This window comes from Pseudarthrobacter sp. NPDC058329, assembly GCF_042879835.1.
Lineage (GTDB): Bacteria > Actinomycetota > Actinomycetes > Actinomycetales > Micrococcaceae > Arthrobacter.
Genome location: NZ_JBHVZR010000006.1, coordinates 36,775 through 58,349, shown reverse-complemented (window position 1 = coordinate 58,349; position 21,575 = coordinate 36,775). Strand labels below are relative to the sequence as shown.

General features: G+C 66.0%; 19 protein-coding genes. 7 read left to right on the top strand and 12 right to left on the bottom strand.

Annotation, left to right across the window (positions count from 1 at the left end):
• Nucleotides 1-85: 85 nt before the first annotated feature.
• The 3 genes from ACFVYC_RS10320 to ACFVYC_RS10310 are packed head-to-tail and all read right to left on the bottom strand — an operon-like array spanning nucleotide 86 to nucleotide 2,732.
• The gene (locus ACFVYC_RS10320; protein ID WP_387549544.1) at nucleotides 86-952 is read right to left on the bottom strand and encodes a metal ABC transporter permease; all 867 of its coding nucleotides are present in this window, start codon (nucleotides 950-952) and stop codon (nucleotides 86-88) included.
• A complete protein-coding gene (locus ACFVYC_RS10315; protein ID WP_387549543.1) occupies nucleotides 952-1,761 on the bottom strand; it encodes a metal ABC transporter ATP-binding protein in 810 nt (269 codons plus the stop codon). The genes ACFVYC_RS10320 and ACFVYC_RS10315 overlap by 1 nt, the downstream gene beginning before the upstream one ends.
• A complete protein-coding gene (locus tag ACFVYC_RS10310) occupies nucleotides 1,758-2,732 on the bottom strand; it encodes a metal ABC transporter substrate-binding protein (protein WP_387549541.1) in 975 nt (324 codons plus the stop codon). The genes ACFVYC_RS10315 and ACFVYC_RS10310 overlap by 4 nt, the downstream gene beginning before the upstream one ends.
• Before the next feature lie 156 nt (nucleotides 2,733-2,888).
• On the opposite strand from ACFVYC_RS10310, the gene ACFVYC_RS10305 reads away from it, so the two are divergent.
• The 5 genes from ACFVYC_RS10305 (at nucleotide 2,889) to ACFVYC_RS10285 (ending at nucleotide 7,345) form a co-directional block, all read left to right on the top strand.
• Complete coding sequence (locus tag ACFVYC_RS10305) at nucleotides 2,889-3,650, top strand: CPBP family intramembrane glutamic endopeptidase (protein ID WP_387549539.1); 762 nt, start codon at nucleotides 2,889-2,891, stop codon at nucleotides 3,648-3,650.
• 76 nt (nucleotides 3,651-3,726) lie between these two features.
• On the top strand, nucleotides 3,727-4,167 hold the full coding sequence (locus ACFVYC_RS10300; protein WP_387549537.1) for a VOC family protein: 441 nt from the start codon (nucleotides 3,727-3,729) through the stop codon (nucleotides 4,165-4,167).
• Between the two features lie 22 nt (nucleotides 4,168-4,189).
• On the top strand, nucleotides 4,190-5,143 hold the full coding sequence (locus ACFVYC_RS10295) for a 1,4-dihydroxy-2-naphthoyl-CoA synthase (RefSeq protein WP_387549535.1): 954 nt from the start codon (nucleotides 4,190-4,192) through the stop codon (nucleotides 5,141-5,143).
• A gap of 13 nt (nucleotides 5,144-5,156) precedes the next feature.
• Nucleotides 5,157-6,395 carry an AMP-binding protein gene (locus ACFVYC_RS10290; protein ID WP_387549533.1) on the top strand — a complete coding sequence of 413 codons (1,239 nt, stop codon included), beginning with the start codon at nucleotides 5,157-5,159 and terminating at the stop codon, nucleotides 6,393-6,395.
• 68 nt (nucleotides 6,396-6,463) lie between these two features.
• The gene (locus ACFVYC_RS10285; protein ID WP_387549532.1) at nucleotides 6,464-7,345 is read left to right on the top strand and encodes a 1,4-dihydroxy-2-naphthoate polyprenyltransferase; all 882 of its coding nucleotides are present in this window, start codon (nucleotides 6,464-6,466) and stop codon (nucleotides 7,343-7,345) included.
• Nucleotides 7,346-7,387: 42 nt separating this feature from the next.
• Here the strand turns inward: ACFVYC_RS10285 and ACFVYC_RS10280 are convergent, their stop codons facing one another.
• Nucleotides 7,388-7,699 (bottom strand): DUF4229 domain-containing protein, encoded by a 312-nt coding sequence (locus ACFVYC_RS10280; RefSeq protein WP_387549530.1) that lies wholly within the window; start codon nucleotides 7,697-7,699, stop codon nucleotides 7,388-7,390.
• A gap of 62 nt (nucleotides 7,700-7,761) precedes the next feature.
• On the opposite strand from ACFVYC_RS10280, the gene ACFVYC_RS10275 reads away from it, so the two are divergent.
• Both ACFVYC_RS10275 and ACFVYC_RS10270 read left to right on the top strand, forming a co-directional pair.
• A complete protein-coding gene (locus ACFVYC_RS10275) occupies nucleotides 7,762-8,163 on the top strand; it encodes a PLDc N-terminal domain-containing protein (RefSeq protein ID WP_387549528.1) in 402 nt (133 codons plus the stop codon).
• Between the two features lie 5 nt (nucleotides 8,164-8,168).
• Complete coding sequence (locus ACFVYC_RS10270; protein ID WP_387549526.1) at nucleotides 8,169-8,777, top strand: hypothetical protein; 609 nt, start codon at nucleotides 8,169-8,171, stop codon at nucleotides 8,775-8,777.
• 15 nt (nucleotides 8,778-8,792) lie between these two features.
• Here ACFVYC_RS10270 and ACFVYC_RS10265 read toward each other — a convergent pair whose 3' ends face one another.
• The 8 genes from ACFVYC_RS10265 to ACFVYC_RS10230 all read right to left on the bottom strand — a co-directional run bounded on the left by ACFVYC_RS10265 (nucleotide 8,793) and on the right by ACFVYC_RS10230 (nucleotide 21,573).
• On the bottom strand, nucleotides 8,793-10,283 hold the full coding sequence (locus ACFVYC_RS10265; protein ID WP_387549525.1) for a dynamin family protein: 1,491 nt from the start codon (nucleotides 10,281-10,283) through the stop codon (nucleotides 8,793-8,795).
• The gene (locus ACFVYC_RS10260) at nucleotides 10,280-12,265 is read right to left on the bottom strand and encodes a dynamin family protein (RefSeq protein WP_387549793.1); all 1,986 of its coding nucleotides are present in this window, start codon (nucleotides 12,263-12,265) and stop codon (nucleotides 10,280-10,282) included. Before ACFVYC_RS10260 ends, ACFVYC_RS10265 begins: the two co-directional genes overlap by 4 nt.
• A 141-nt stretch (nucleotides 12,266-12,406) precedes the next feature.
• Nucleotides 12,407-13,516 (bottom strand): IniB N-terminal domain-containing protein, encoded by a 1,110-nt coding sequence (locus tag ACFVYC_RS10255; protein WP_387549523.1) that lies wholly within the window; start codon nucleotides 13,514-13,516, stop codon nucleotides 12,407-12,409.
• A 163-nt stretch (nucleotides 13,517-13,679) separates the two neighbouring features.
• On the bottom strand, nucleotides 13,680-15,752 hold the full coding sequence (locus ACFVYC_RS10250; RefSeq protein ID WP_387549521.1) for a LuxR C-terminal-related transcriptional regulator: 2,073 nt from the start codon (nucleotides 15,750-15,752) through the stop codon (nucleotides 13,680-13,682).
• A gap of 1 nt (nucleotide 15,753) precedes the next feature.
• Nucleotides 15,754-17,808 (bottom strand): Hsp70 family protein, encoded by a 2,055-nt coding sequence (locus tag ACFVYC_RS10245; RefSeq protein ID WP_387549519.1) that lies wholly within the window; start codon nucleotides 17,806-17,808, stop codon nucleotides 15,754-15,756.
• A 152-nt stretch (nucleotides 17,809-17,960) separates the two neighbouring features.
• Nucleotides 17,961-19,049 carry a c-type cytochrome biogenesis protein CcsB gene (gene ccsB / locus ACFVYC_RS10240; RefSeq protein WP_387549517.1) on the bottom strand — a complete coding sequence of 363 codons (1,089 nt, stop codon included), beginning with the start codon at nucleotides 19,047-19,049 and terminating at the stop codon, nucleotides 17,961-17,963.
• Nucleotides 19,049-20,818 (bottom strand): cytochrome c biogenesis protein ResB, encoded by a 1,770-nt coding sequence (locus ACFVYC_RS10235; RefSeq protein ID WP_387549516.1) that lies wholly within the window; start codon nucleotides 20,816-20,818, stop codon nucleotides 19,049-19,051. Before ACFVYC_RS10235 ends, ccsB begins: the two co-directional genes overlap by 1 nt.
• Nucleotides 20,818-21,573 (bottom strand): cytochrome c biogenesis CcdA family protein, encoded by a 756-nt coding sequence (locus ACFVYC_RS10230; protein WP_387549515.1) that lies wholly within the window; start codon nucleotides 21,571-21,573, stop codon nucleotides 20,818-20,820. The genes ACFVYC_RS10235 and ACFVYC_RS10230 overlap by 1 nt, the downstream gene beginning before the upstream one ends.
• Nucleotides 21,574-21,575: the final 2 nt, after the last annotated feature.

The following is a 21,575-nucleotide window of genomic DNA, read 5'->3' as shown; positions in this document are numbered from 1 at the left end:
TCAAGCATCCGCCGGCCCAAGCGGCAGCGAAGGCCGACGGCGGCACCCCAGCCAGGTGCCGCCGTCGCGCGTTTCCAAGCGGCGGCTATGCCGCGACAGCAACGGCCTTCCTGCGGCGGGCCTTCGCCAGCCGGGTGCCGATCAGTCCCTGCCGGGGGCTGAACAGATAGACGGCGGCGAACACCACACCCTGAGTGAGGACCACCATGGCGCCGGAGGCGGTGTCCAGGTAGTAGCTGAGGTAGATGCCCGCGAGGGAGCACACGGCCGAGACCACGGGGGCGATGACCAGCATGTGCGAGAAGCGGTCGGTCAGCAGGTATGCCGTGGCTCCGGGGATGATCAGCATGGCTACCACCAGGACCACACCCACGGTCTGCAGAGCCACTACCGAGGTCAGGGCGAGCAGGCCCAGGAGCAGCGCGCCGAGCCGTTGGGGTGAGAGCCCGATGGCGTGGGCGTGGGTGGGGTCGAAGGCGTAAAGGGTGAGGTCGCGCCGTTTGAGGATGAGGATGGCAAACGCCACCACACCCAGCACCAGGACCTGGATCAGGTCCGGCACGCTGACGCCGAGCAGGTTGCCGAAGATGATGTGGTTGAGGTCTGTCTGGCTGGGGGTCACCGAGATCAGCACCAGGCCCAGGGCGAACAGCGAGGAAAACACGATGCCGATCGCGGCGTCCTCCTTCACCCGGCTGGTGTTGCGGACCACCCCGATCAAAGTCACGGCAATGAGGGCGAACACCAGCGCTCCCAGCGCAAACGGCGCGCCCACGATGTACGCGAGCACTACGCCGGGCAGCACGGCGTGGGACACGGCATCGCCCATCAGTGACCAGCCGATCAGCACCAGCCAGCAGCTCAGCACGGCACAGACCACGGCGGCCACGGCGGTGGTGACCAGGGCACGGACCATAAAGTCATAGCTGAGCGGTTCGAGGAGTATCTCCATCAGTGGTTCACCCGTTTGCCGTCCGGACTGCCGGGAACCGTGCCGGCATGCCTGGCCGAAGTATTGCCCTCCGGCAGCTCCCGATCCAGCACGTCCAGGCCGAATGCCATCGCGAGGTTCTCTGGCTGCAGTACCACTTCCGGCGGCCCGTGCATCAGTACTTTGTGCATCAGCAGGACAGCCTCGTCGCATAGCTGGGGCAGGGCGTGCAGATCGTGCGTGGACACCAGAATGGTGCAGCCGTCCGAGGCGAGCTCCCGCAGCAGCCGGGTGATGGTGGCTTCGGACCGCTTGTCCACACCGGCGAAGGGTTCGTCCAGGAGCATGGTGGTGGCTCCCTGCGCGATACCGCGGGCCACAAAGGCGCGTTTCTTCTGGCCGCCGGAGAGCTGGCCTATCTGACGGCCGGCGTATGGCCCCAGTTCCACCCGGTCCAGGGCCTCGTCGACGGCGGCGCGGTCCGCTTTGGACGCACGCCGGGTGAATCCCTGGTGGCCGTAGCGGCCCATCATCACCACATCCTGCACGGACAGCGGAAACTGCCAGTCCACGTCCTCGCTCTGCGGCACGTAGCCGATCCCGCCCTGCTTTCGCGCCCTGGCCGGTGACTGTCCGTTGATCCTTACCGTCCCGGCGTCGGGCTTGATCATTCCCATGATCACCTTGAACAGCGTGGACTTGCCGGACCCGTTCATGCCCACCAGGCCGCAGATCCGGGCCGGCTCAAGGGTCAGGGTGGTTGCATCCAGTGCCCGGACCTCGCCGTAATGGACGGTGACGTTCTCCACGAGGATTGCCGGGGTGGTCATGATCCTGCCCCGGCGAGCGCCTTGGTGATGACCTCGGCGTCGTGCCGGATGAGGTCCAGGTAGGTGGGTACCGGCCCGTCCGCTTCAGAAAGCGAGTCGACATAGAGGGTGCCGCCGAACGAGGCCCCGGTAGCCCCCACCACCTGCTGCATGGGGGCGTCGGAGACAGTGGATTCGCAGAAGACTGCCGGGACTTTGTTGGCTTTGACGTACTCGATGGCGCGGGTGATCTGTTGCGGGGTGGCCTGCTGCTCGGCGTTGACGGCCCAGATGTAGACCTCCGTCAGCCCGGCGTCACGGGCCAGGTAGGAGAACGCGCCTTCGCAGGTGACCAGGGCGCGTTGGGTTTCGGGAACGGCGGAAAGGCTGGACTTCATCTGGTCCTGCACAGCCTGCAGCTCAGCCTTGTAGGCGTCACCGTTGGCTTTGAAAACGTCGGCGTTGTCCGGGTCCAGTTCGCTGAAGGCCTTCACCATGTTGTCCACGTAGATCTGCACGTTCACGGGCGACATCCAGGCGTGCGGGTTGGGCTTGCCCTGGTACGAGTCCTCGCTGATGGACATCACCTCCACGCCGTCACTCACCACGGCGTGCGGCACGTCCAGGCCTTCGACGAACTGGCCGAACCAGGCTTCAAGGTTGAGCCCGTTGTCCAGGATGAGGTTCGCTTTGGAGGCCTTCCGAATGTCCCCGGGGGTGGGTTCGTAGCCGTGGATCTCGGCGCCGGCCTTGGTGATGGACTCCACCGTCAGCTTGTCCCCCGCGACGTTCCGCGCGACGTCGGCCAGTACCGTGAAGGTGGTCAGCACCACAGGCTTGCTGTCGCTTCCATTCCCGGCGGCGCCCCCTCCGCAGGCAGTCAGCAGCAGGGAAAGGACGACGGCGGCCACCGCGGCTGTGCGGAGGCGCACCTTGCGGAGGGAGCTGGTTCGGGCGGCTACTTTGGCGCACCGAAACGAAAGTTTAGGCATACCGAATATTCTAGGGGAAGCACGATTCCCCCGGCAACGTCGCGCAGCCTCCCCCACCCCGTTGCCCTATCACTTGTGGTCCCCAAAACCGCCGAATGACAACCAGAAGTGATAGGGCAACGGTGCGGTGGGGCAGTCGGGCGATAGGCTGAAACCATGGCCACCGCACACCGGGTACCACCCGCACCACAGCCACAGCTCTACAGGTTTTCGGCCCTGGATGTGGTTGCGATGATTCTCTACGTGGCCCTGGCCGGGTTCTTCACCGTGGCCGGGGATCTGCTCGCGCCCTTCCTGCGGCAGATTGCCCCCACCCCTGCGGCTGCTTCCTACGCGATCAACCTGCTCTTTTATGCGTCCGTGGGCATATTGGCGTTCGTTGCTGCCCGCCGCGTGGTGTGGCGCGACCTGCGCGTGCTGGCCACCCGTCCATGGTTCACGCTGCTGATGGTCCCGGCCGCCGTCGTCGCCATGATGATCCTCTCCGCCATCGCGGTGGCTGCCAGCGGCAACGTGGAAACCTCGGAGAACCAGGCCGGACTCCAGGCCCTCATGCAGCAGGTCCCGGCGTGGCTGATGGTTCCGCTGCTGGTGGTGGTGGGCCCGTTCGTGGAGGAATTCATCTTCCGCCACCTGCTGATTGGCAAGCTAAGCCGCCGGGTGAACATCTGGGTGTGCTGCGTGCTGTCCGTGGTGCTGTTCGCCGCCCTGCACATCGTGGGGCAGGAGGAACTGACACTCACGGTCCTGATGCCTTACCTGGCCATGGGCGCAACGCTGGTGTTTGTGTATGTCTGGACGGGCCAGAACCTGATGTTCGCCTACTTTGTCCATGCCGCGAAGAACCTTCTGGCGGTGGTGTTCATCTATGCCATCCCGCCGGAGTTCTTCGAACAACTCGAGCAGGTTCCGGTCTGAGGCCAGCCCCTCCTCCCGGCGTGCCAGGCCCTGCAAACCCCTGTTGCACGGTACCCGGGCCACGTACCTTGGTGGGATGGGACTGAACATCCAGATTGTCATCGACTGCAGGGATCCGCACTACCTCGCCGCGTGGTGGGCCGAGTCGCTGGAGTGGGCGGTGGAACCGCAGGATGAGGGCTTCATCCGCTCCATGATTGACCAGGGTTTTGCCACGGAAGACCAGACCACCGTGCACAACGGCAAGCTGGTGTGGCGTACCGGCTGCGCAATCCGGCCGCCTGAGGAACTCGAAGCAAAAGCGCCGGAGCGGCGGCTTCTTTTCCAGACGGTGCCTGAGGGGAAGACGGGCAAGAACCGCGTTCATTGGGACATCAACCTGGCGGGCCGGGACAAGGACGAGGTGCGCCGCGAACTTGAGGCCCGCGGCGCCACGTTCCTGTGGACAGCCAACGAGGGGCCCCATTTCTGGCACACGATGGCTGACCCCGAGGGCAACGAGTTCTGCATCAGCTGACCCCGATTACTAGACTTGGACGGTGAGCAACCAAATCCCCGCCTCGGTGTCCGACGTCTTCGATCCCACCCGCTGGCGTGTTGTGTCTGGCTTTGACGACTTCCAGGACATGACCTACCACCGGCAGGTGGAGCGGGATTCCGACGGCGGCTGGCTGCGTGACCTGCCCACGGTGCGGATCGCTTTCAACCGCCCCGAGGTCCGCAACGCCTTCCGGCCGGGAACAGTGGATGAGCTGTACCGCGCGATGGACCACGCCCGGATGTCCCCCGATGTTGCCACCGTGCTGCTGACCGGCAACGGCCCCTCCCCCAAGGACGGCGGCCACTCCTTCTGCTCGGGCGGGGACCAGCGCATCAGGGGCCGGGACGGTTACCGGTACGCCGACGGTGAGACCCAGGAGAGCATCGATCCCGCGCGGGCAGGCAGGCTCCACATCCTGGAGGTGCAGCGGCTCATGCGCACCATGCCCAAGGTGGTCGTCGCCGTCGTCAACGGCTGGGCGGCTGGGGGCGGGCACTCCCTGCACGTGGTCTCCGACCTCACCATCGCCTCCCGCCAGTACGGAAAGTTCAAGCAGACGGACGCCACCGTCGGCAGTTTCGACGCCGGCTACGGCTCGGCCCTGCTGGCACGGCAGATCGGGCAGAAGGCCGCCCGGGAGATCTTTTTCCTGGCCCGCGAATATTCCGCAGAGGACATGGTCCGGATGGGGGCCGTCAATGAGGCGGTGGACCACGAACGCCTCGAAGAGGTGGCCCTGGAGTACGCGGCCGATATTGCACGGCAGTCGCCCCAGGCCATCAGGATGCTTAAGTTCGCCTTCAACCTTGCCGACGACGGCCTGGCCGGCCAACAGGTGTTCGCAGGTGAAGCCACCCGGCTGGCTTACATGACAGATGAAGCGGTGGAGGGGAAGGAAGCGTTCCTGGAAAAACGCGACCCCGACTGGTCCAGCTTCCCGCACTACTTCTAAGGCAGGACGGGCAATGAACACCGAACCCCAAGACACGCAAGTCGCAAACAGCGAGCCGCTCGACACAGGCGGAGCCGCCGGCGTCCTCGATATCGACCCCGCACTGAAGGCGCTGGCCGCCGCCCTCCACGGCGAGGGTCCCGCCGTCGAACTCTCCGAGGAAGACGGCACGCTGGTAGTGAGCCACCTCGAAACGCCCGGCTGCGATGACGCCGTTGCCGTGGTGCGCACCTCCGGATCCACCGGAACGCCCAAGGCCACCGTCCTGACAGTGGAATCATTGGCCGCGTCCTCGATGGCAACTGCCTTGGCGCTCAAGGGCGAGGGCCAGTGGCTCCTGGCGCTTCCCGTCCAGTACGTGGCAGGGGTCCAGGTCCTGGTGCGTTCGCTGTTCGCGGGCACCCGGCCCTGGGTGATGGACATGTCCGGCGGCTTTACGCCCGAAGCCTTCACCGCGGCGGCACAGGAACTGACGGACAAGATCCGGTTCACGTCGCTGGTCCCCACCCAGCTTCGGCGCCTGCTCGATTCACCGGCCCCGGAGACCCTTGCGGTCCTTCGCCGCTTTAACGCCGTCCTGTTGGGCGGCGCGCCCGCACCCGCCTCGCTGCTGGCCGCCGCAACGAATGCCGGTGTCCGGGTCATCACCACCTACGGTTCCGCCGAATCCTGCGGCGGCTGCGTCTACGACGGCTTCCCGCTCGAAGGGGTGTCCGTCCGCGTCGAGGAGGACGGCCGCATCCTGCTGGGAGGCGACACCATCGCCGCCGGCTACCTGGAAGCGCCGGACGAGGATGGCGCCACCTTCTTCGAGGAGGACGGCGTGCGCTGGTACCGCACCAGCGACCTCGGCAGCATCGACGATGACGGCCGGCTCACCGTCCTGGGCCGCGCCGACGACGTGATCATCACCGGCGGGATCAAGGTTTCGGCCGCCCACGTCCAGGAGGAGCTGGAAAAGTCCCACGGCGTGGCCGCGGCTTTTGTAGCCGGCGTGCCGTCTGCGGAATGGGGCCAGGCCGTGGCGGCTTACGTCGCACTGGCCGGGCCGCCGCGGGGCACCGACGGGCGTGCGGGCTCTCCGACCAGCGGGGAACACGGAGCCGTCCTTGCACAGGAATGGCACCGGACGCTGGGGATCCTCGCGCCTAAAACCGTGCTGGCTGCATCCTCCCTGCTGATGCTGCCCAACGGCAAACCCGACCGGCTGGCCATGGCCGCCGAACTCAACGCCCTGCACCAGGGAAAGTAAAGTAGACCTGCACCACCCGGCAGGGCCCCATCCTGCCGCCTTCCCCAAAGTAACGCGAGGTACTGACCGTGGCTACAGCCGCACAATGGATCCAAGGCGCCCGGCTCCGAACACTGCCGGCCGCGATCGCGCCGGTACTGATCGGCTCCGCGGCTGCCTATGAAATGGATTCGTTCCTGCTCTTCAACGCCATCCTCGCGGCGCTGGTGGCCCTCCTGCTCCAGGTGGGCGTGAACTTCGCCAACGACTACTCGGACGGTATCCGCGGAACTGACGACGACCGGGTGGGCCCGCTCCGCCTGGTGGGTTCGGGAGCCGCCAGCCCGGAGCATGTTAAGCGGGCAGCCTTCGGTGCGTTTGCTGCCGCCATGGTCTTCGGGCTGGTCCTGGTGGTGATCACCCAGAGCTGGTGGCTGATCCTGGTGGGGCTCGGCTGCGTGATGGCGGCCTGGGGCTACACGGGCGGCAAGAACCCGTACGGCTACATGGGACTGGGCGACGTTTTTGTGTTTGTGTTCTTCGGGCTGGTGGCAACGCTGGGCACCACGTACACACAGGCGGGGCAGATCAACCTGCCGGCCATCATTGGAGCGATCGGTACGGGCCTGATCGCCACGGCGCTGCTGATGGCCAACAACGTCCGGGACATCCCCACGGACATGCAGGCCGGCAAGAAGACCCTCGCCGTGCGGCTCGGCGACAAGCACGCGCGGGAGAGCTACGTGCTGATGCTCGCCGTGGCCATCATGCTGGTGGTGATCCTTGCGCCGGGGCGGCCGTGGATGCTGATCGTGCTGCTGCTGATTCCGGCCTGCCTGATGCCCGCGTGGCTGATGATCAACGGCCGCAAGCGCAAGAGCCTGATCCCGGTCCTGAAGCAGACCGGCCTGATCAACCTCGGCTACAGCCTGCTGTTCTCACTGGGCCTGGTGCTGAGCCACGGCTTCTAGGGCTGCCGGTGCCGCTGGCACCGGGGCTGCGCGGCCCTTGGCTTAGGGGCGCTTGGGGTCCTTGGCATCGTTGCTGATGGCGATGTCCGGATGGGCGTCCAGGAGCGAGTCCTCCGCGTGCGCGTCCTGGGCTTCACCTGCTGAACGGATCGGCTTGGCCTTGCCGGAGAAACGCTGGTGAATGGCCGCGGCTGCCTCGTCCCGCTGCTTCTGGAAGAAAAGGTAGCTCACGGCGAAGGCGATCAGTGCCGCGCAGATGACCGACATCAGCGCGCCCAGCTGGAGGAGCATAAAGACTGCAAACAGGGGGGCGAACAGAGCCAGGCGGATCAGGGAATATTTCAAAAAGGCCACTATTCCAGTTTAGCCGCCTCCCGCCCGAGGCCCCTGCGCCTCCTGACGATAGACTTGATGGCATGCTCCTCCGTGTGGCTTTGGCCGTCGCAGTCCTCGTCATCTTTGTGTATGGCCTCGTGGATGTGATCCGCACTGATGGACGCCTTACCCGGGGTATTTCCAAGCCGGCCTGGATCGTGGTCATGATTGTCCTGCCGGTAGTGGGCGCCATTCTCTGGCTCCTGATCGGCCGGCCCCGCGCGTCTTCCGCCCGGCAGCAGAGCCAGCGTCCTCCCGCCGCCCCGGACGACGATCCGGACTTCCTCCGCAACCTTGAGGCCCGCCGTCGCCACCAGGCGGAGGAGGAACGGCTCAAGAAGCTCAAGGAAGACCTGGATGCCAAGGCGAAAGACGACGACGCCAAGGGCAGCGGCAGGGACAAGCACGAGACCGACGAGCACGATACCGACGGACTGAAGTAGGGCGTATGGCTCAGGAACCTGACGGAGAAGACCGGCTGCGCACCACGTCCCAAGGGGCTGCAGCCCCGCCTTCGCCCTCAGGTCCGCCGGCGCCGCCGCCCAGGCCGGGGCTGTCCTATTCCACGCCCGCCCCCATAGCCGTCATCCCGGCGGCTCCGCGGAGCGTCCGGACTGCGCGGACCCTCTGGCTGCTCAGTTTTGTGGCCGGGCTCGCGGTCCTGGCGGGGTCCTTCCTCACCCGCGACTCCCATCTTGAACGGCTCCGCACGGTGGTGGAGCAGATGGCCCCCGGCGGGGACGCCGAAGCCGTCACCGCGGCCACGGGCATCGTCTTCTGGGGCAGTGGCGGGGCTGTCCTCCTGGTGATGCTGCTCGAGGCGGCGATGCTCGGCGTCGTGATGGGCCGGCAGGGCTGGGCACGCTGGGCTCTTTTGCCGCTCCTGGCCGGACACGTCCTGGTCCTGGCGGTGGCGGCCGTTTTCCTTGTGCCCGAAGGCGACGCCGGCAGTTACGTGGTGCTGCTCTGGGGACTCCAGCTCCTGCTGGCGCTCCTTGGGCTGGTGCTGTTCTTTGTGCCTTCCGCCAACGCGTGGCTGAAGTCGGGCCGGACCTAGGCTGTTGTCAGTGCCTCACACGGGCAGTTTGGCCGGTTGCAACGCACACTGGGCAACGACACCCTCGCAGCTGCGGATGACCACCCGGCAGGCATCAAGGGCGGAGCGGTCGGTCAGCGGGTTTTCCGCCACTGCCCGCCACCGCTCCAGGTAGCGGCGGGCTTCCGTCCCCAGCTGTTCCGCACCCGCATCAGCGTCGAGGCCGAGACGGACGTGTGACGAGGCGCCCCATCCTCCGATGAGCCCCTCGGCTTCGTTGGCCAGTTCCGGATCCAGCGGTACGCCTGTGGTCCGCAGAACCGCCAGCAGCCGCAGTTCACGGAATTCGTGGGCGTTGACCTGCAGCCGTTCGAGGGCGGCGGCCAGATGCCCTGTCCCCTCCCTCGGTGTTGTCCGCAGCAGGGTCTCCACCCCCACCAAAGCCGTCCTGGCCTTGAGCGCCCCGGCACGGGCCTGGAACTGGCGCCCCAGCATCTCCATCAGCGGATCCAGTCCGCTGCGCCGGGCGAGTTCGTGCGCCAGGGGGGTGGGCTCGGCAAAGCCATTGCGGAGCAGCACCACTGCCAGGCGGATGCCGAACAGACCAAACCTTTCGAGCAGAAAGGCGCGCGCCGCCGTCGTCAGTCCTTCCGGGCCGGCCGAGCGCAGGAACCGGTCCGCCGAGAGCAGCAGCTTTTCCCGCGCTGCCCGCTCCATCCCGGCCAGCAGCTGCAGCGCCTCAAAGTCGGACTGGCGCAGGCTCCGGGCGCTTTGGGCCAGGAGCCCGGCGACCGGGACCACCCCCAACGCCAGCTTCCGCAGGCTGTGGTCCCGGCGGTATCTTTCGGCCACCTCGCCGGCGGAGAGGAGTGAATCAATCCGTCCGGCCCCCACCTCATCTGCCCGGGAGAGGACCGCCAGGGCATTGACAGTGCCGGACCTCCCGGCCTCGGTGTCCTTGAACGATTCGAGGAACCGCAGATCGGAGGCGTGCATGTGGCGCATCAGATAGATGATGGCGTCGGCCTCTGAGGGGGTATCAGCCGGCGTCAGGAAGTTTGTGGACCGGGCGGACACATCCTCTGAGAGCGATGCAATGCCCGGGGTATCGATCAGCGTCATGTCCCGCAGGCCCGGTGACGGCCACTCCACCTCCAGCCGGTCCACCTCGTGGGCCTGCATGCTGCCCAGCACAAAAACGAGGCGGCCGTCCACGCGTTTGACCGGCAGGCTGCGCGGTTCGCCCTCCACGGGGTGAAGCGTGATCCTGGGGGTATGACCGTAGCGGTACCAGGTGACGATCCGTGTGCACTCCCCCGTGTCCGTGGGCGCTATCTCCTCACCGAGGATGGCGTTCAGTAGGGTGGACTTTCCGGCCTTCACCATCCCGGCCACGGCAATCCGAAGTGGTTCGGCAAGCCTTTTGGCATACCCCTGCAGCGCTGCCACAGCTGCAGGATCTTCACGGTAGACCTCCAACGCCTCCTGGACGAGGTCCGCCGCTTCCGCGAGGGTTGACGCTGTCATCCCACCGCCGCCACAGCCGAGGACGGCGCCGCTCCCATGCGCGCTGCACCGCTTGCAGGGCCTGGGCTGTCCGGGCCGGAAGTGCTTGGGCCGGAAGCGTTCGGGCCCCCAGCTGATGGGCCGGAAGTCTTCGGGCCGGAAGTGCGGGGGTGTTTGGCTGCCCCCGAGGCTACTTCGGCAGCCACTGCTTCCGCAGCCCGGGACAGGGCATCAACATTTTTCAGTTCTGCCTTGATCTCGCGGATGCGCACGTCCTTTTTCAACGCGTACGTTGTGGCGGCTTTTTGGGCTGCGGCAACGGAATCAGCCAGTGAACGGTGGTGCTCGTCCGCGATCTCCGTGAAGTGGTCACGGGTGGAGCGCTGCACCAGGCGCAGCCGGTCCTTCAACTGCTTGCCCACCTGGAAGGTGACGTCGTCCAACTGCCGCCGTACCAGGGCCTTCGCTTCGCTCTGCCTGCGCTTGAGCCGGGCCTCCTTGTCCTCCCGGTAGGCCTTGCGCCCCAGCAACAGGCCGGCACCGACGGAGAGGGGATTGATCAGGGCCATGCCGAAGATGCCCGTCAGAAGGCCAAACATCAGCACGCCGCCGTAGGAGCCGCGCATGCCGATCAGCACCTTTTGCGCGGAGTTGATCCGCCCGTCGTCGAGGGTTGGCATGTCGTCCACGGGGTCCAGTGCATCTCCCGTGTCCGAGACGTGCAGGACGGGCAACGTCACCTCCTCGGCAGCGAAGTGCTCGGCAACCTGGGCCGCCAGCCACTGCGCCCGCTCGTTGGTCCACACAAAGGTGTCCGAGATGGCGGCAGCGGCGCATTCCTCCAGCCACTTGGAGAACTCGGGCCAGGCCGGCCCGGGATCGCCCTGGTCGATGGCGGTTTCACCTTCCCGCTGAATCCGCCGCAAGCGGTCCCGAAGGTCATACTCCATGTCTGCAATGAGGTCGCTGATGCCGTCGTTCAGCGTGATCTGCCACCGCGCGGAGCGTTTGCGCAGGTCGTCAGCCTCAGCCCGGGCCGCCTCGAGGCCGGCGATCATCTGCGGCGTCCGTTCGGGATTCTCGAGGGCTTCAAGCTCTGACTGCAGCGACAACCGCAGGTTCTCGCACACGGAGAGCAGGTCCTGGCTGACCGAGCGCCGCTGGAGGCGTTCGGCCTTGCCCACAATCTCCTGGCGGATGTGGGTCATCAGCACCGGGAAGCCCGACTCCGCGTTCAGCTCGCCGTCCTGCAGCCGTGCCGCTTCCAAGCGAAGGTCGGAAGAGACCGAAAAAAGCGGAATGTCGGCGGCCACCTGGGCAAGGTGCCCCCGGTCGATCTCCTCGACGTGCCGCCAGTCCGGATAGAGGTCTGTCTTGGACAGGACACCCACAACGCTGGGGGTGATCCTCATGGCCTGGCGCAGGAAGCGCAACTCCGGTTCCGTGTACTCCTGGGAGGCGTCCGAAACCAGCAGCATGGCGTCTGCGGTGGGGAGGGCAGTAAGGGTGGTCAGGGTGTGTGACGAGTTCAGTCCCCCCACGCCCGGGGAGTCGATGACGGTGAGGCCGCCCATCAGTACTTTCCGGGGCAGGTACACCTCCCCTGCCACAAGCTTTTTGCTGTTGCCGGGGTTGCCCCGCTCGGAGACATAGCTGGCCAGGTCAGCTATGGGAACGGATTGGCGCTCGACGCCGGCTTCGTCGCCGGGGTCCGCGCCGGCCCTGGGAACCAGGATGGCAGCCGAGGCCGGGTCTCCGTAGCGGACCACGGTGGGGACAGAGGTTGCGATGTCGTCATCGACAGGACAGACCGGAGCGGTCACCAGCGCATTGATGAGCTTGCTTTTGCCTTGCTTGAATTCGCCGACGACGATGACCCGGATGCTTGGATCCTCCAGCCTTCCCATCGCCTGGTCCAGGCGTTTGCGGAGGTCGGCGCGGTCTCCAGTGCCCACCAATTCGAGGCCTTGTTGCACCAGTCGTACGAGTTGAGCCGCCGTCATCGGTGCTGAGGGTCTTGCCTGTCCTGCTTCCGCCACAGCATGTCCTTACTTCATGTCTCGAGAAATGGGACGTTCGGGCCCACGAAATGCCCGGCGGGAGGTTTGCGCCTCCTGCCGGGCACTTCTGGTCCCCCAGGACTATTAGCTTTCCGCTTCTGCGTCGTCACCGGCGACCGCGGTAGTGACATCGAACTCGTTGTCACTGACGATAAGCGACTCATCGATGCTGGTGAATTCGGCTTCGACGTCGCCAATTTCTACAGACTCATCGGTGTTGTTGAAGTTTTCCAGCTCAGTGTTCTGGTTGGCCACATTTTCGAGCTCGATGTTGGTCTCCTCATTGCCAACGTTTTCAAGCTCGCTGTTCTCGTTGCCGACGTTTTCCAGCTCGGTCGTCTCGTTGCCGACATTTTCAAGCTCGGTCGTCTCGTTGCCGACGTTTTCAAGCTCAATTTCCGTGTTGCCGACATCATTCAGGGAGTTATCGTTGCCGGAGTCGCGGACGTCGATGGTGGTCGAGTTGTCCTCGCGGTTGTCGGAGTTGTCGTTGAACGAATCCTGGATGTCAGCGTCCAGATCGACATCGGTATTGAACGAGTCGTTGATATCCGTACGCTCGTTGCCAACGGTGGCATCCCGGCCGGCGTTGATGGAGCTGTCCTTCGAGTTATCCGTGGAGTTGTCCGTGTTGTAGGAATCCTCGATGTTGTTGGAGTCTTCAACATCCGCATCGTCGCCGGCGGCGATGGCGCGGTCACCGGACGCGACTACGGAGTCGTTGTCGAACCACTGCTCCACGTCGCCGTCAGCCCAGATGTTCTGGTTGACGGACTGGTCCGTGATGGTGTCCCGGTCGTCCACCGTGGAGGTGTAGGAGTAGTTGTTCACAACGTGGTGCAGCTGCTGGACGGCATGGGCGTGATCGTCGCCGCCGTTGTTTCCTCCGCCGTTTCCGCCCCCATGATGCCCCCCGCCGCTGTTTCCGCCGCCGGTGCTGCCGCCGCCGCCGTTGTCATCAGTGCGGGCACTGTTGCCGCCGGTGTTGTACTCCCGGTCGAACCGGGAGGCGTTGACCGTGACGGGGGCGTAGTCCAGGACCACCGGCATTGCGGCGTCAACGTCAGCTGAGCAAACCTTGCCCAGGCCGTGGTCATCCAGAACCTTCTCCGGATTATCCAGGAAGTCCTGGGCCGCCTGGCGGTCGCCAAAGAGGTGCATCAGGAACTGGACGAGATCGTTTGCGAGTGTCATTTGATGGTCCTCAGTCTTCTCTAGGATGCGGATCGCCAGGCTGCGTTGCCGGGCTTGAATCAAACGTACGGTTCCCTTCGAGGACCGGGCATCGGGCCGTTTCCCCCTACCGGCGGTTCCCTTGCCGGGGAACGTACGGACCTGTTGTTAGGGGTACTAGGGGTTATTCCTGTTCGGGGTTTTCGGTGCCCAACGCCAGACGCAGCCTGGCCAGCAAATCCGAGCGGTTTTCAGCGCCAAGGCGGCGGCGCATGCGGGCGATGTGGTGTTCGGCAGTCCTGGGAGAGATGTAAATGGCCTCTCCGATCTCACGATATGTCTTGCCCTCAAGCACCAGCCGGGCCACTTCCTTTTCCCGCTCGCTCAGCCCCGAGCCGCCCGGCTGCACGCTGTTCGTCGACTCGGCAGCGGATGGGTTGCGCGGGTCCGTCCCCCCGGAGGTTCCATTCCCTGCTGTATTGCCCTGGGGGTGAAGGTCCCTTGCGCAGGACAGCAGACGCACCATGTCCTTCCGCTCTTCTGCCCGGGCAGCGGCGTGCCCCGCAAGCCTGGCACCTTCCCAGGGCATTCCCACCCTGCCCAGGCCCCGGGCTGCCACTTCCACGTCCGCGGTCTGGAACCTGCCGGCCAGCACAGAGACCCAGGCTTTGCCCGCTGCGGCCAGCATGGTGGCCAAGTGGCTGTGCTGGGCTGCCCGCGCGAGGGCTGCAGCATGCGGGGCCAGCTCTGCGGGGCTCTCGCCAAGCAGCGCTGCCTGCACGGCCGCCCAGTGGAAGGGCACTGCCCACAAGGGTGGATTACCAAGGCGGGCCAGCAGTTGTTTTGCCTCATCGAGGTAATGCGCCACGCGGCGGGTTTCCCGCAGCCGGGCGGCGGCAATCATCAACTCCCCCCATGGCAGGAGGCTGTACAGGTCCACGGAAGTGTGCAGCATTGCTTCACGTGCCCGCTCCCAGGCCATAACAAGTTCGGCTATCTCGCCGTTCCGTCGGGCAAGACCCACTTCCAGTGCGGCCCGCAGGAACTCATCCCTCGGCACCAAGGGCCAGTGGTTGGCCTTCGACGCCTCATTGATCGCGAGCCTGGCGTCTTCAAGTTTGTCCTGCTGCATGGCCGACCAGGCCTGAAGCAGGAAAAGCCGTGGTCCTGCGGCGTTACCGCCCTGGCCTGCGCCAGCGGCAGACCGGCATATGGTTTCCGCCAACTGCGGCTCTCCACTGTGCAGGGCCACCAGCGCGGCAAGAGCGGCCGGAGTGTCCGGAAGGGGAAGCGCAATACCAGTTGCATTGAGCATGTCCGAGGCATGGATCAGCAACGGGAGCGCTTGCTGCGGATCCTGCGCCAACGACTCAAGGATGCCCTTTCCGGTCTGGGCCAGCGCGGCGGCCAGCAGCGTGGGAGACACCGGGGGCAAATTCGGCCGGAACAGCGACTCGGCCGCGGACCGGTTGCCGCAGCCAATCAGGGCCACTGCGGCCAGTGGCGCCGACCGCCCCAACCTGGAGGCACCCAGCCAGCTGTAGGTCTCAGCACTGCTTGCCAGCATTCCCCGCTGCGCCCAGACTGCTGACGCTACGTCCACCCCGCGCAGGACGTCGGGAGGATCCGGACATACCAGCAGGGTGTCAATGGTGCGTGCGGCGGTGTCGAGATCCCCGTCGGCTGCGGAGGCCTGGGCACGCCGTGCGGCGGTTTCCATTTCGTCCGCTCCTGCCAATAAAGCTTCGTCGTAGAGCTGGGCAGCCAGGGCGGGGTCATGCTCCAAGGCCTTGTCGCCCGCGTGCTCCAGCTCGGCGGCAACCCGGGGATCCGCCAGGCCACCCCGGGCCAGCCCGCGGGCAAAGTCCACCCACGGCTGGCGGTCCGCGACGTATAGCGTGACAAGTTCGCGCTGGAGTGCGTGAACTCTCGCAGTGGGGGCTACGTTCAACAGTGCATGCTGGGCTGGTCCCACGACGCTTCCATCCGGTGAGAGCAGGCCTGCGGACTCGGCCCGCTCCACCAGGGCGTCAACGCTTTCCACCTCGCCGCAGTCAATCTTCCGCTGCAGCTCTGCCGGTAGGGGCCCGGGCAACGCGAAACCCACCGACAGCGCCAGCAGAAGCTCGCGCACCGCAGCGTTCTCACCCTTGAGCTGCCGGGCCATCTGCTCGGCAGCGCGGGGCGTTTGGCCCTGGTGGTTCAGGTCCGGCTGCAGAAATCCATGCACTTCCTCGCGGGTTTGGTGACCAGTCATCCTAGACCGCCGGCTCGGAGGTCGTCACCGGTGGTGGAGCGGGAGACGTCTCGGTAGCTGACACAGTAACCGGGGGCTCGGTCGCCGGTGGCGGCCCTTCGGTCACAGGCGTCGGCACCTCAGTTGCCGGAGGAGGCGGCGGCTGTTCCGTCACCGGCGGCGGTTCTTCCGTCACCGGCGGCGGTTCTTCCGTCACCGGCGGCGGTTGTTCCGTCACGGGAGTCGGTGGGGGCGGTTCTTCGGTCGCCACGGGAGGTGGCGGAGGTTCAGTTGAGGGAGTACCTGGGGCGGTAGTACCGGGGGCAGGGGTCCCTGGTCCGGTCGTGTCGCCCGTGAGAGGGCCAGTCGTCCCGGCAGGATCCTGCGGCCCGGCAGCTGCTCCGCCGGCCGCAGCACCTGTGGTTCCGGAACCGTCGGCAGCCGCACCACCGGTTGGGCTTGCGCCTGTCCCGCCAGATGAGGGGCGGCTGGTGGGCGAGGCCGCCACGTTCAGTCCCGGCCCGCCCACAGGCGCTGCCTTTTGGTTCGCGCCTGCTTCTATGCCTGCTACGGGCACCCCGGCAGCCGCCGCGGCTCCCTGGCCTGCTCCACTGCCGCCGCCTGGATTACCCGGGCCGGGAGCAGTTCCCTGATCCGTGCCGTCCGCAGCCTCGGCATCTGGAATGAACATTGCGGTCAGGTTGCCGAAGCCTTCCGGGCTCTGCGCCGCTGTTGCCGTGAGGACTGAAAACAATGCCGCAGCAGCTGCGATGGCAGTCACCCGGACCGCCGGCTTCGGAGCATGCGCGCCCCCGTGGCCATGCCCGTGGGCCGCCCCCGCGGCCACCGCACCCGCCGGGGACGCACCCTTCCGCGACCAGCTGGCCCGGCGTTCGGGAACGTGCCCGGCAGGGTCTGCAGGAAGCCCGACGGCGGTGAAGCCGGCTTCCACGGCCGCCGCCCCCGCCGCCGATTCCCCGGCTTCGGGGACTTCTGCACGTGCCAAGACAGCCGAAACTGCGGCGCCCATGCATATGGATGACTTCGGATCGGCGTCGACGGCCAGGGGCCGGTCCAGCTGTTCCGATATCAGCTGGGCCACGAGCGGAATCCGCGATGATCCACCAATGAGCAGCACGGCGGTAAGGTCTGCCGGCTCCAGTGCCATGCCGGTTAAAGACTGCTCCAGCGCATCCACCGTGTCGCGGACGGCATCCGTGATCAGTGCTTCGAACTCCGAACGGACCAGGCGGACCTGTTGCTGGACACCGGGAAGAAGCACGGAAATAGTAGCCTCGCTGTCGGCCGAGAGCGCCTCCTTGGCTTCCACGCACTCACGCCGCAGCCGTGCCAGGGCCCCGCGCACCCCTGCATCCCCGGGGTCAAGTTTCGAGAGGACATCTCCGGTGTGCCCGGCGACGTAACGGAACACTTCGGCGTCAAAGTCGGCACCGCCAAGGTTTTCGATGCCCTCCGGGCGTCCCACCAACTCGAACCGGCCCGTGCCTGCCTTCCTCAGGACAGCGGTGTCGAAAGTACCTCCGCCGAGGTCGTAGACCGCAATGGTGCTGCCCTCTTCCACCCGGACCTGGGAGGCGTAGTACACGGCGGCCGCTTCAGGCTCAGCGATGAGGGTGACGTTCTCCAGGCCCCGGGCGGCCATGGCCGCCCGGATTACCGAGGTGCGGTGGCCACCCCAGGCGGCGGGATGGGTGAGGACGACTTCCGACGGCGGCGCGCCCTCGCGCTCTTCGGCCCGGTCCGCCACCCAGCGCACCATCGTGGCGAAAACATCCTCCGCGGGAAGGGACAGCGTGCCCACGGAGATGGGTACCGAGTCGCCGACCCGGCGCTTGAACTCGCGGACTACCCTTGCGGGGGAATCAAGGCCGCGGCGTTCTGCCGCCTCCCCCACCAGGATGGTTCCAACCTCCGGATAGTAGATGACCGAGGGCACAGATGCTCCCCGAAGGCCCAAAGGAAGGCATTCGGGGGAAGGAGATGATCCTTGATCAAGCCGGGCAATGGCGGCAGCAGTGAAACTTGTCCCGACATCAATGGCGAGAACGTAGTTCATGGGGACCTCGGCAAAGCTAACGTTTCGCCTGCAAGCTTCATTACCGGCGAACGTCACCAACGTAGCATCACGGCTTGACCGCGAACAGCCCTATTTGCCGCGCCGATCGTTATTCTGCCGCCGTACCGCTGGCGTTAGTGAGAAACTCCTGTTCAGAGTCCTGAGTACGAATGCAGCCCGTTGAAGAATTGGTTGACAATAGTGAAGTTGAAGATGACACAGAGGTATCCCACGATTGACAGCCAGGCAGCCCTGGTGCCGGTCCAGCCCCGCGTTGCCCTGGCGTGCAGGTAGCCTGCGTAAACAACCCAGATGACAAACGTCCACACTTCCTTGGTGTCCCAGCCCCAGAAACGGCCCCAGGCTTTTTCAGCCCAGATGGCCCCGAACATCAGGGTGAAGGTCCAGCCGATGAAGGCGATGGCGTTGATGCGGTAGGACAGGTTCTCGAGGCTCAGGGCGGACGGCACCAGGCGCATAAAGCCCAGCTTGTCGGCACCACCCGCGGCAACCGTCCTCAGCCGGCGCGCCTGGACGAGCTGCAGCGCCGACATCGCAAACGTCAGGGTGAACAGGGCCGAGGAAAGCACCGCGATGGACACATGGATGATCAGCCAGTAACTCTGCAGCGCCGGGACGAGGTGGCCCACCGGTGTCCAGTAGGCCACGGAGGCGGCTACCAGCATGATGATCACCAGGCCCACCACGAACGTGCCGAGGAAGCGCAGGTCGCGGCGGATCAGCACCAGCAGGAACACGGCGGCAGCAACGAAGGCGCCGGTGGTGAGGAACTCGTACATATTGCCCCAGGGCACCCGCCCCGCACCCAGCGCACGGGTCAGCACGCCGGCTCCGTGGATCAGCGCACCGAGGACTGTCAGGGCAACGGCCACCCGGGCGGGCGCGCGCCGCTCGGCTGCGTACCGCATGTCGGCGTCGGCGGTGATGCCTCCCCCGGCGCCGTTGCTTGCTGACCGGGCAGAGGACGACGTCGGCCGTTCAGCCCTGCCCGCCGGCCCGGCGAGCTGGGACTCGCTGCGGCTTCCCGCGTTGGCGCCTACCGGCACCCGCGCGGGCTCTTCTTCTGCCTGCGCCGCCTTAAGGTCGATGGCGCGCAGTGCCTTGCTGCTCTTGGCCAGGTCCCAGGCGAAAGCGATGAATGCCACCGTGTAGGTCCCCGCAGCCAGCAGCATAAAGAGCTCGCTGTACTGGCCCATGGTTTCGTTGATTCCGTACGGCATTACTGATCCTTTTCGGGCCCGGTGGGGCCTGCTGGGGTGGTGGCTGAGCCTGCCTTTGCGGCAGGGCCCGCGCTATTATCGCGCGCGCTGCTGGGAGTTTCTTGGAAGGACCCGGTGGGATCCGGGTCAGGGTCCAGGTGCCATTCCCCGGACAGCAGCTTCCTGACGGCTTCGGCTTCGGCGGCAAGCCGGTGGTCCTCGCCGCGGGCAAGGAGCCCGTACTCCACCATCGTGCGGCCGTCGGCGTGGGTGCCGGTGCGGACCCATACGCGGCGGCGGTTGACGTAGAGGGACAGGATCAGGCCGACCACCGCGAGGAGCGCGAAGATCAGGGCGTAGAGCTGGCCGGGATTGTGGTGGATGTCCACGCCGATGTAGCGCTTGACGCCGTCGAAGCTGATGGTGCCTTTGCCGTCGGGAAGGGTGTAGCTGCTTCCGGGGGCAAGGGTGATGCCGCCGGCGTCCAGGTTCCTCGCGTTCAGGGGTGTTAGGTCCTGGACATCCAGTTCGAAGACGTTCTGCGGGGAGCCGTCGTCCAGGCCCAGGTCGCCGTAGTAGGAGTTCAACGTCAGCTGCGGGTTGAAGAGTTCGGGATCGCCGCTGAAGGAAATTCCCTCGTTGGAGATGAAGGCCGTGGGCAGGAAGAAGCCGGCGAAGCCCAGCTGGTCCGGCTTGGCGTCCGGAACCTTGATCACCACCGAGGAGTAGTAGTTGTCCCCCTGCAGCTTGGCCACCACAGGTCCCTGCATGGCCACGTTTCCGTCGCCGTCCCGGATGGTCACCACGGGCGCGTAGCCGTTGCCGGTGAGGTAGATGCTGGTGCCGCCCAGTGTGACGGGATCGTTGACCTTCAGGATTTCCTGCTGCGCCGGAGCGTCCGGGTTTTCCTTGGTGGTTACCGCGGCTGAGAAGTCGATGGGCTGGCCTTCCTTGCCCTCCGACTCGCGGTCGAAAGTGATGTCGAACTTGTCCAGCTGCACTGAGTAGGGCTGGAGCTGGTTGGACTGGAAGTTGGTGCCGGGGGTGAACTGGTCGTAGCCCACCAGGGTGTTGACGAACGTGTCGCCCTCCACCAGGATCCGCTGTCCGCTGTAGCCGAACAGGCCGCCGATGGCGACGGACACCAGAACCCCGATCAGGGACGTGTGGAAAACCAGGTTTCCCACTTCCTTCGTGAAGCCGCGCTCGGCGCCCAGCGAGGGACGCTCGCCGCCGCTGTCCCGGACCTCCACGCGGTAGCCGCGCTTCTTCAGCACTCCCGCAGCGCTGGTGATGGCCTCCGACGCCGGGATCCCGGCGTCGGACGGAATGACCAGCGTGCCGTACTCCGGGAGGCGGGACAGGCGTTTGGGGGTGCGCGGCGGCTGGGAGCGCATGGCCTTGTAGTGGGCGATAGCGCGGGGCACCACGCAGCCGATCAGGGAAATGAACAGCAGCAGGTAGATGGCCGAGAACCAGGCCGAGGAGTAGACGTCGTACAGCTGCAGGGTGTCCAGCAGCTGCCCGTAGTCCGGGTTGTCCTTGATGTATTGCGTGACCACGGACGGGTTGGCCGGCCGCTGCGGAAACAGTGAGCCCGGGACGGCCGCGACGGCGAGGAGCAGCAGCAGGAACAGTGCGGTGCGCATGCTGGTCAGCTGGGTCCAGGCCCAGCGGAGCATGCCCATCGGCCCCAGCGCAGGCAGCGTCGCTTCCGCCTTGGCCTCTGATACTTTGGCGCCGGCCACCGGGGCAGGGGACTTCTTGTCTACGTTCACACGCTCGCTCATCAGATCGGCAACTTCACGTCGGTTTGGAACCAGTACTGCAGCCCGGTCACCCAGGTCCCCCACACGCCGCTGGCCATCAGCAGCCCCAGGACCACCAGGATGCCGCCGCCGATCCGCTGGATGGCGAGGCGGTGCTTCCGGAAGAACGCCATCACGCCCATCCCGCGGCGGAGCGCCAGGGCAATCAGGAGGAAGGGGATGCCCAACCCGAGGCTGTACACGAAGGCCAGGAAGGCGCCCTTCGCGGCGGACGAGCCGCCGGAGAGGCTCAGGAGCTGGACCGCGGAATAGGTGGGCCCGATGCACGGGGCCCAGCCGAGACCGAACGTGAGGCCCAGCAGCGGTGCGCCCCACAGCCCCGCCGGTGGCTTGGCATGGATTTTGGCGTCCCGCTGCAGCCAGCTGAAGCCGCCCATAAACACCACGCCCATCACGATCACCAGGATGCCGAGCACCTGGGTGATCCAGGCATTCTGCGAGCCGGTGATCAGGGTGCCCAGCTGCCCGAACGCACCGCCGAGGAGGACGAAGATCACGGAGAAACCCAGCACGAACAGCCCGATACCCACCAGCATCCGGCCGCGCTTCTGCTTCTCCAGGTCAACGCCGCTGAGCCCCGTGACATACCCCAGGTAGCCGGGAACCAGCGGAAGGACGCAGGGGGACAGGAAGGAGACCAGTCCGGCCAGCAGCGCCACCGGAATGGCGAGGAGGAGCGAGCCGTTGAGGATGGCTTCGGCGAAAGGGCTGTTCACGG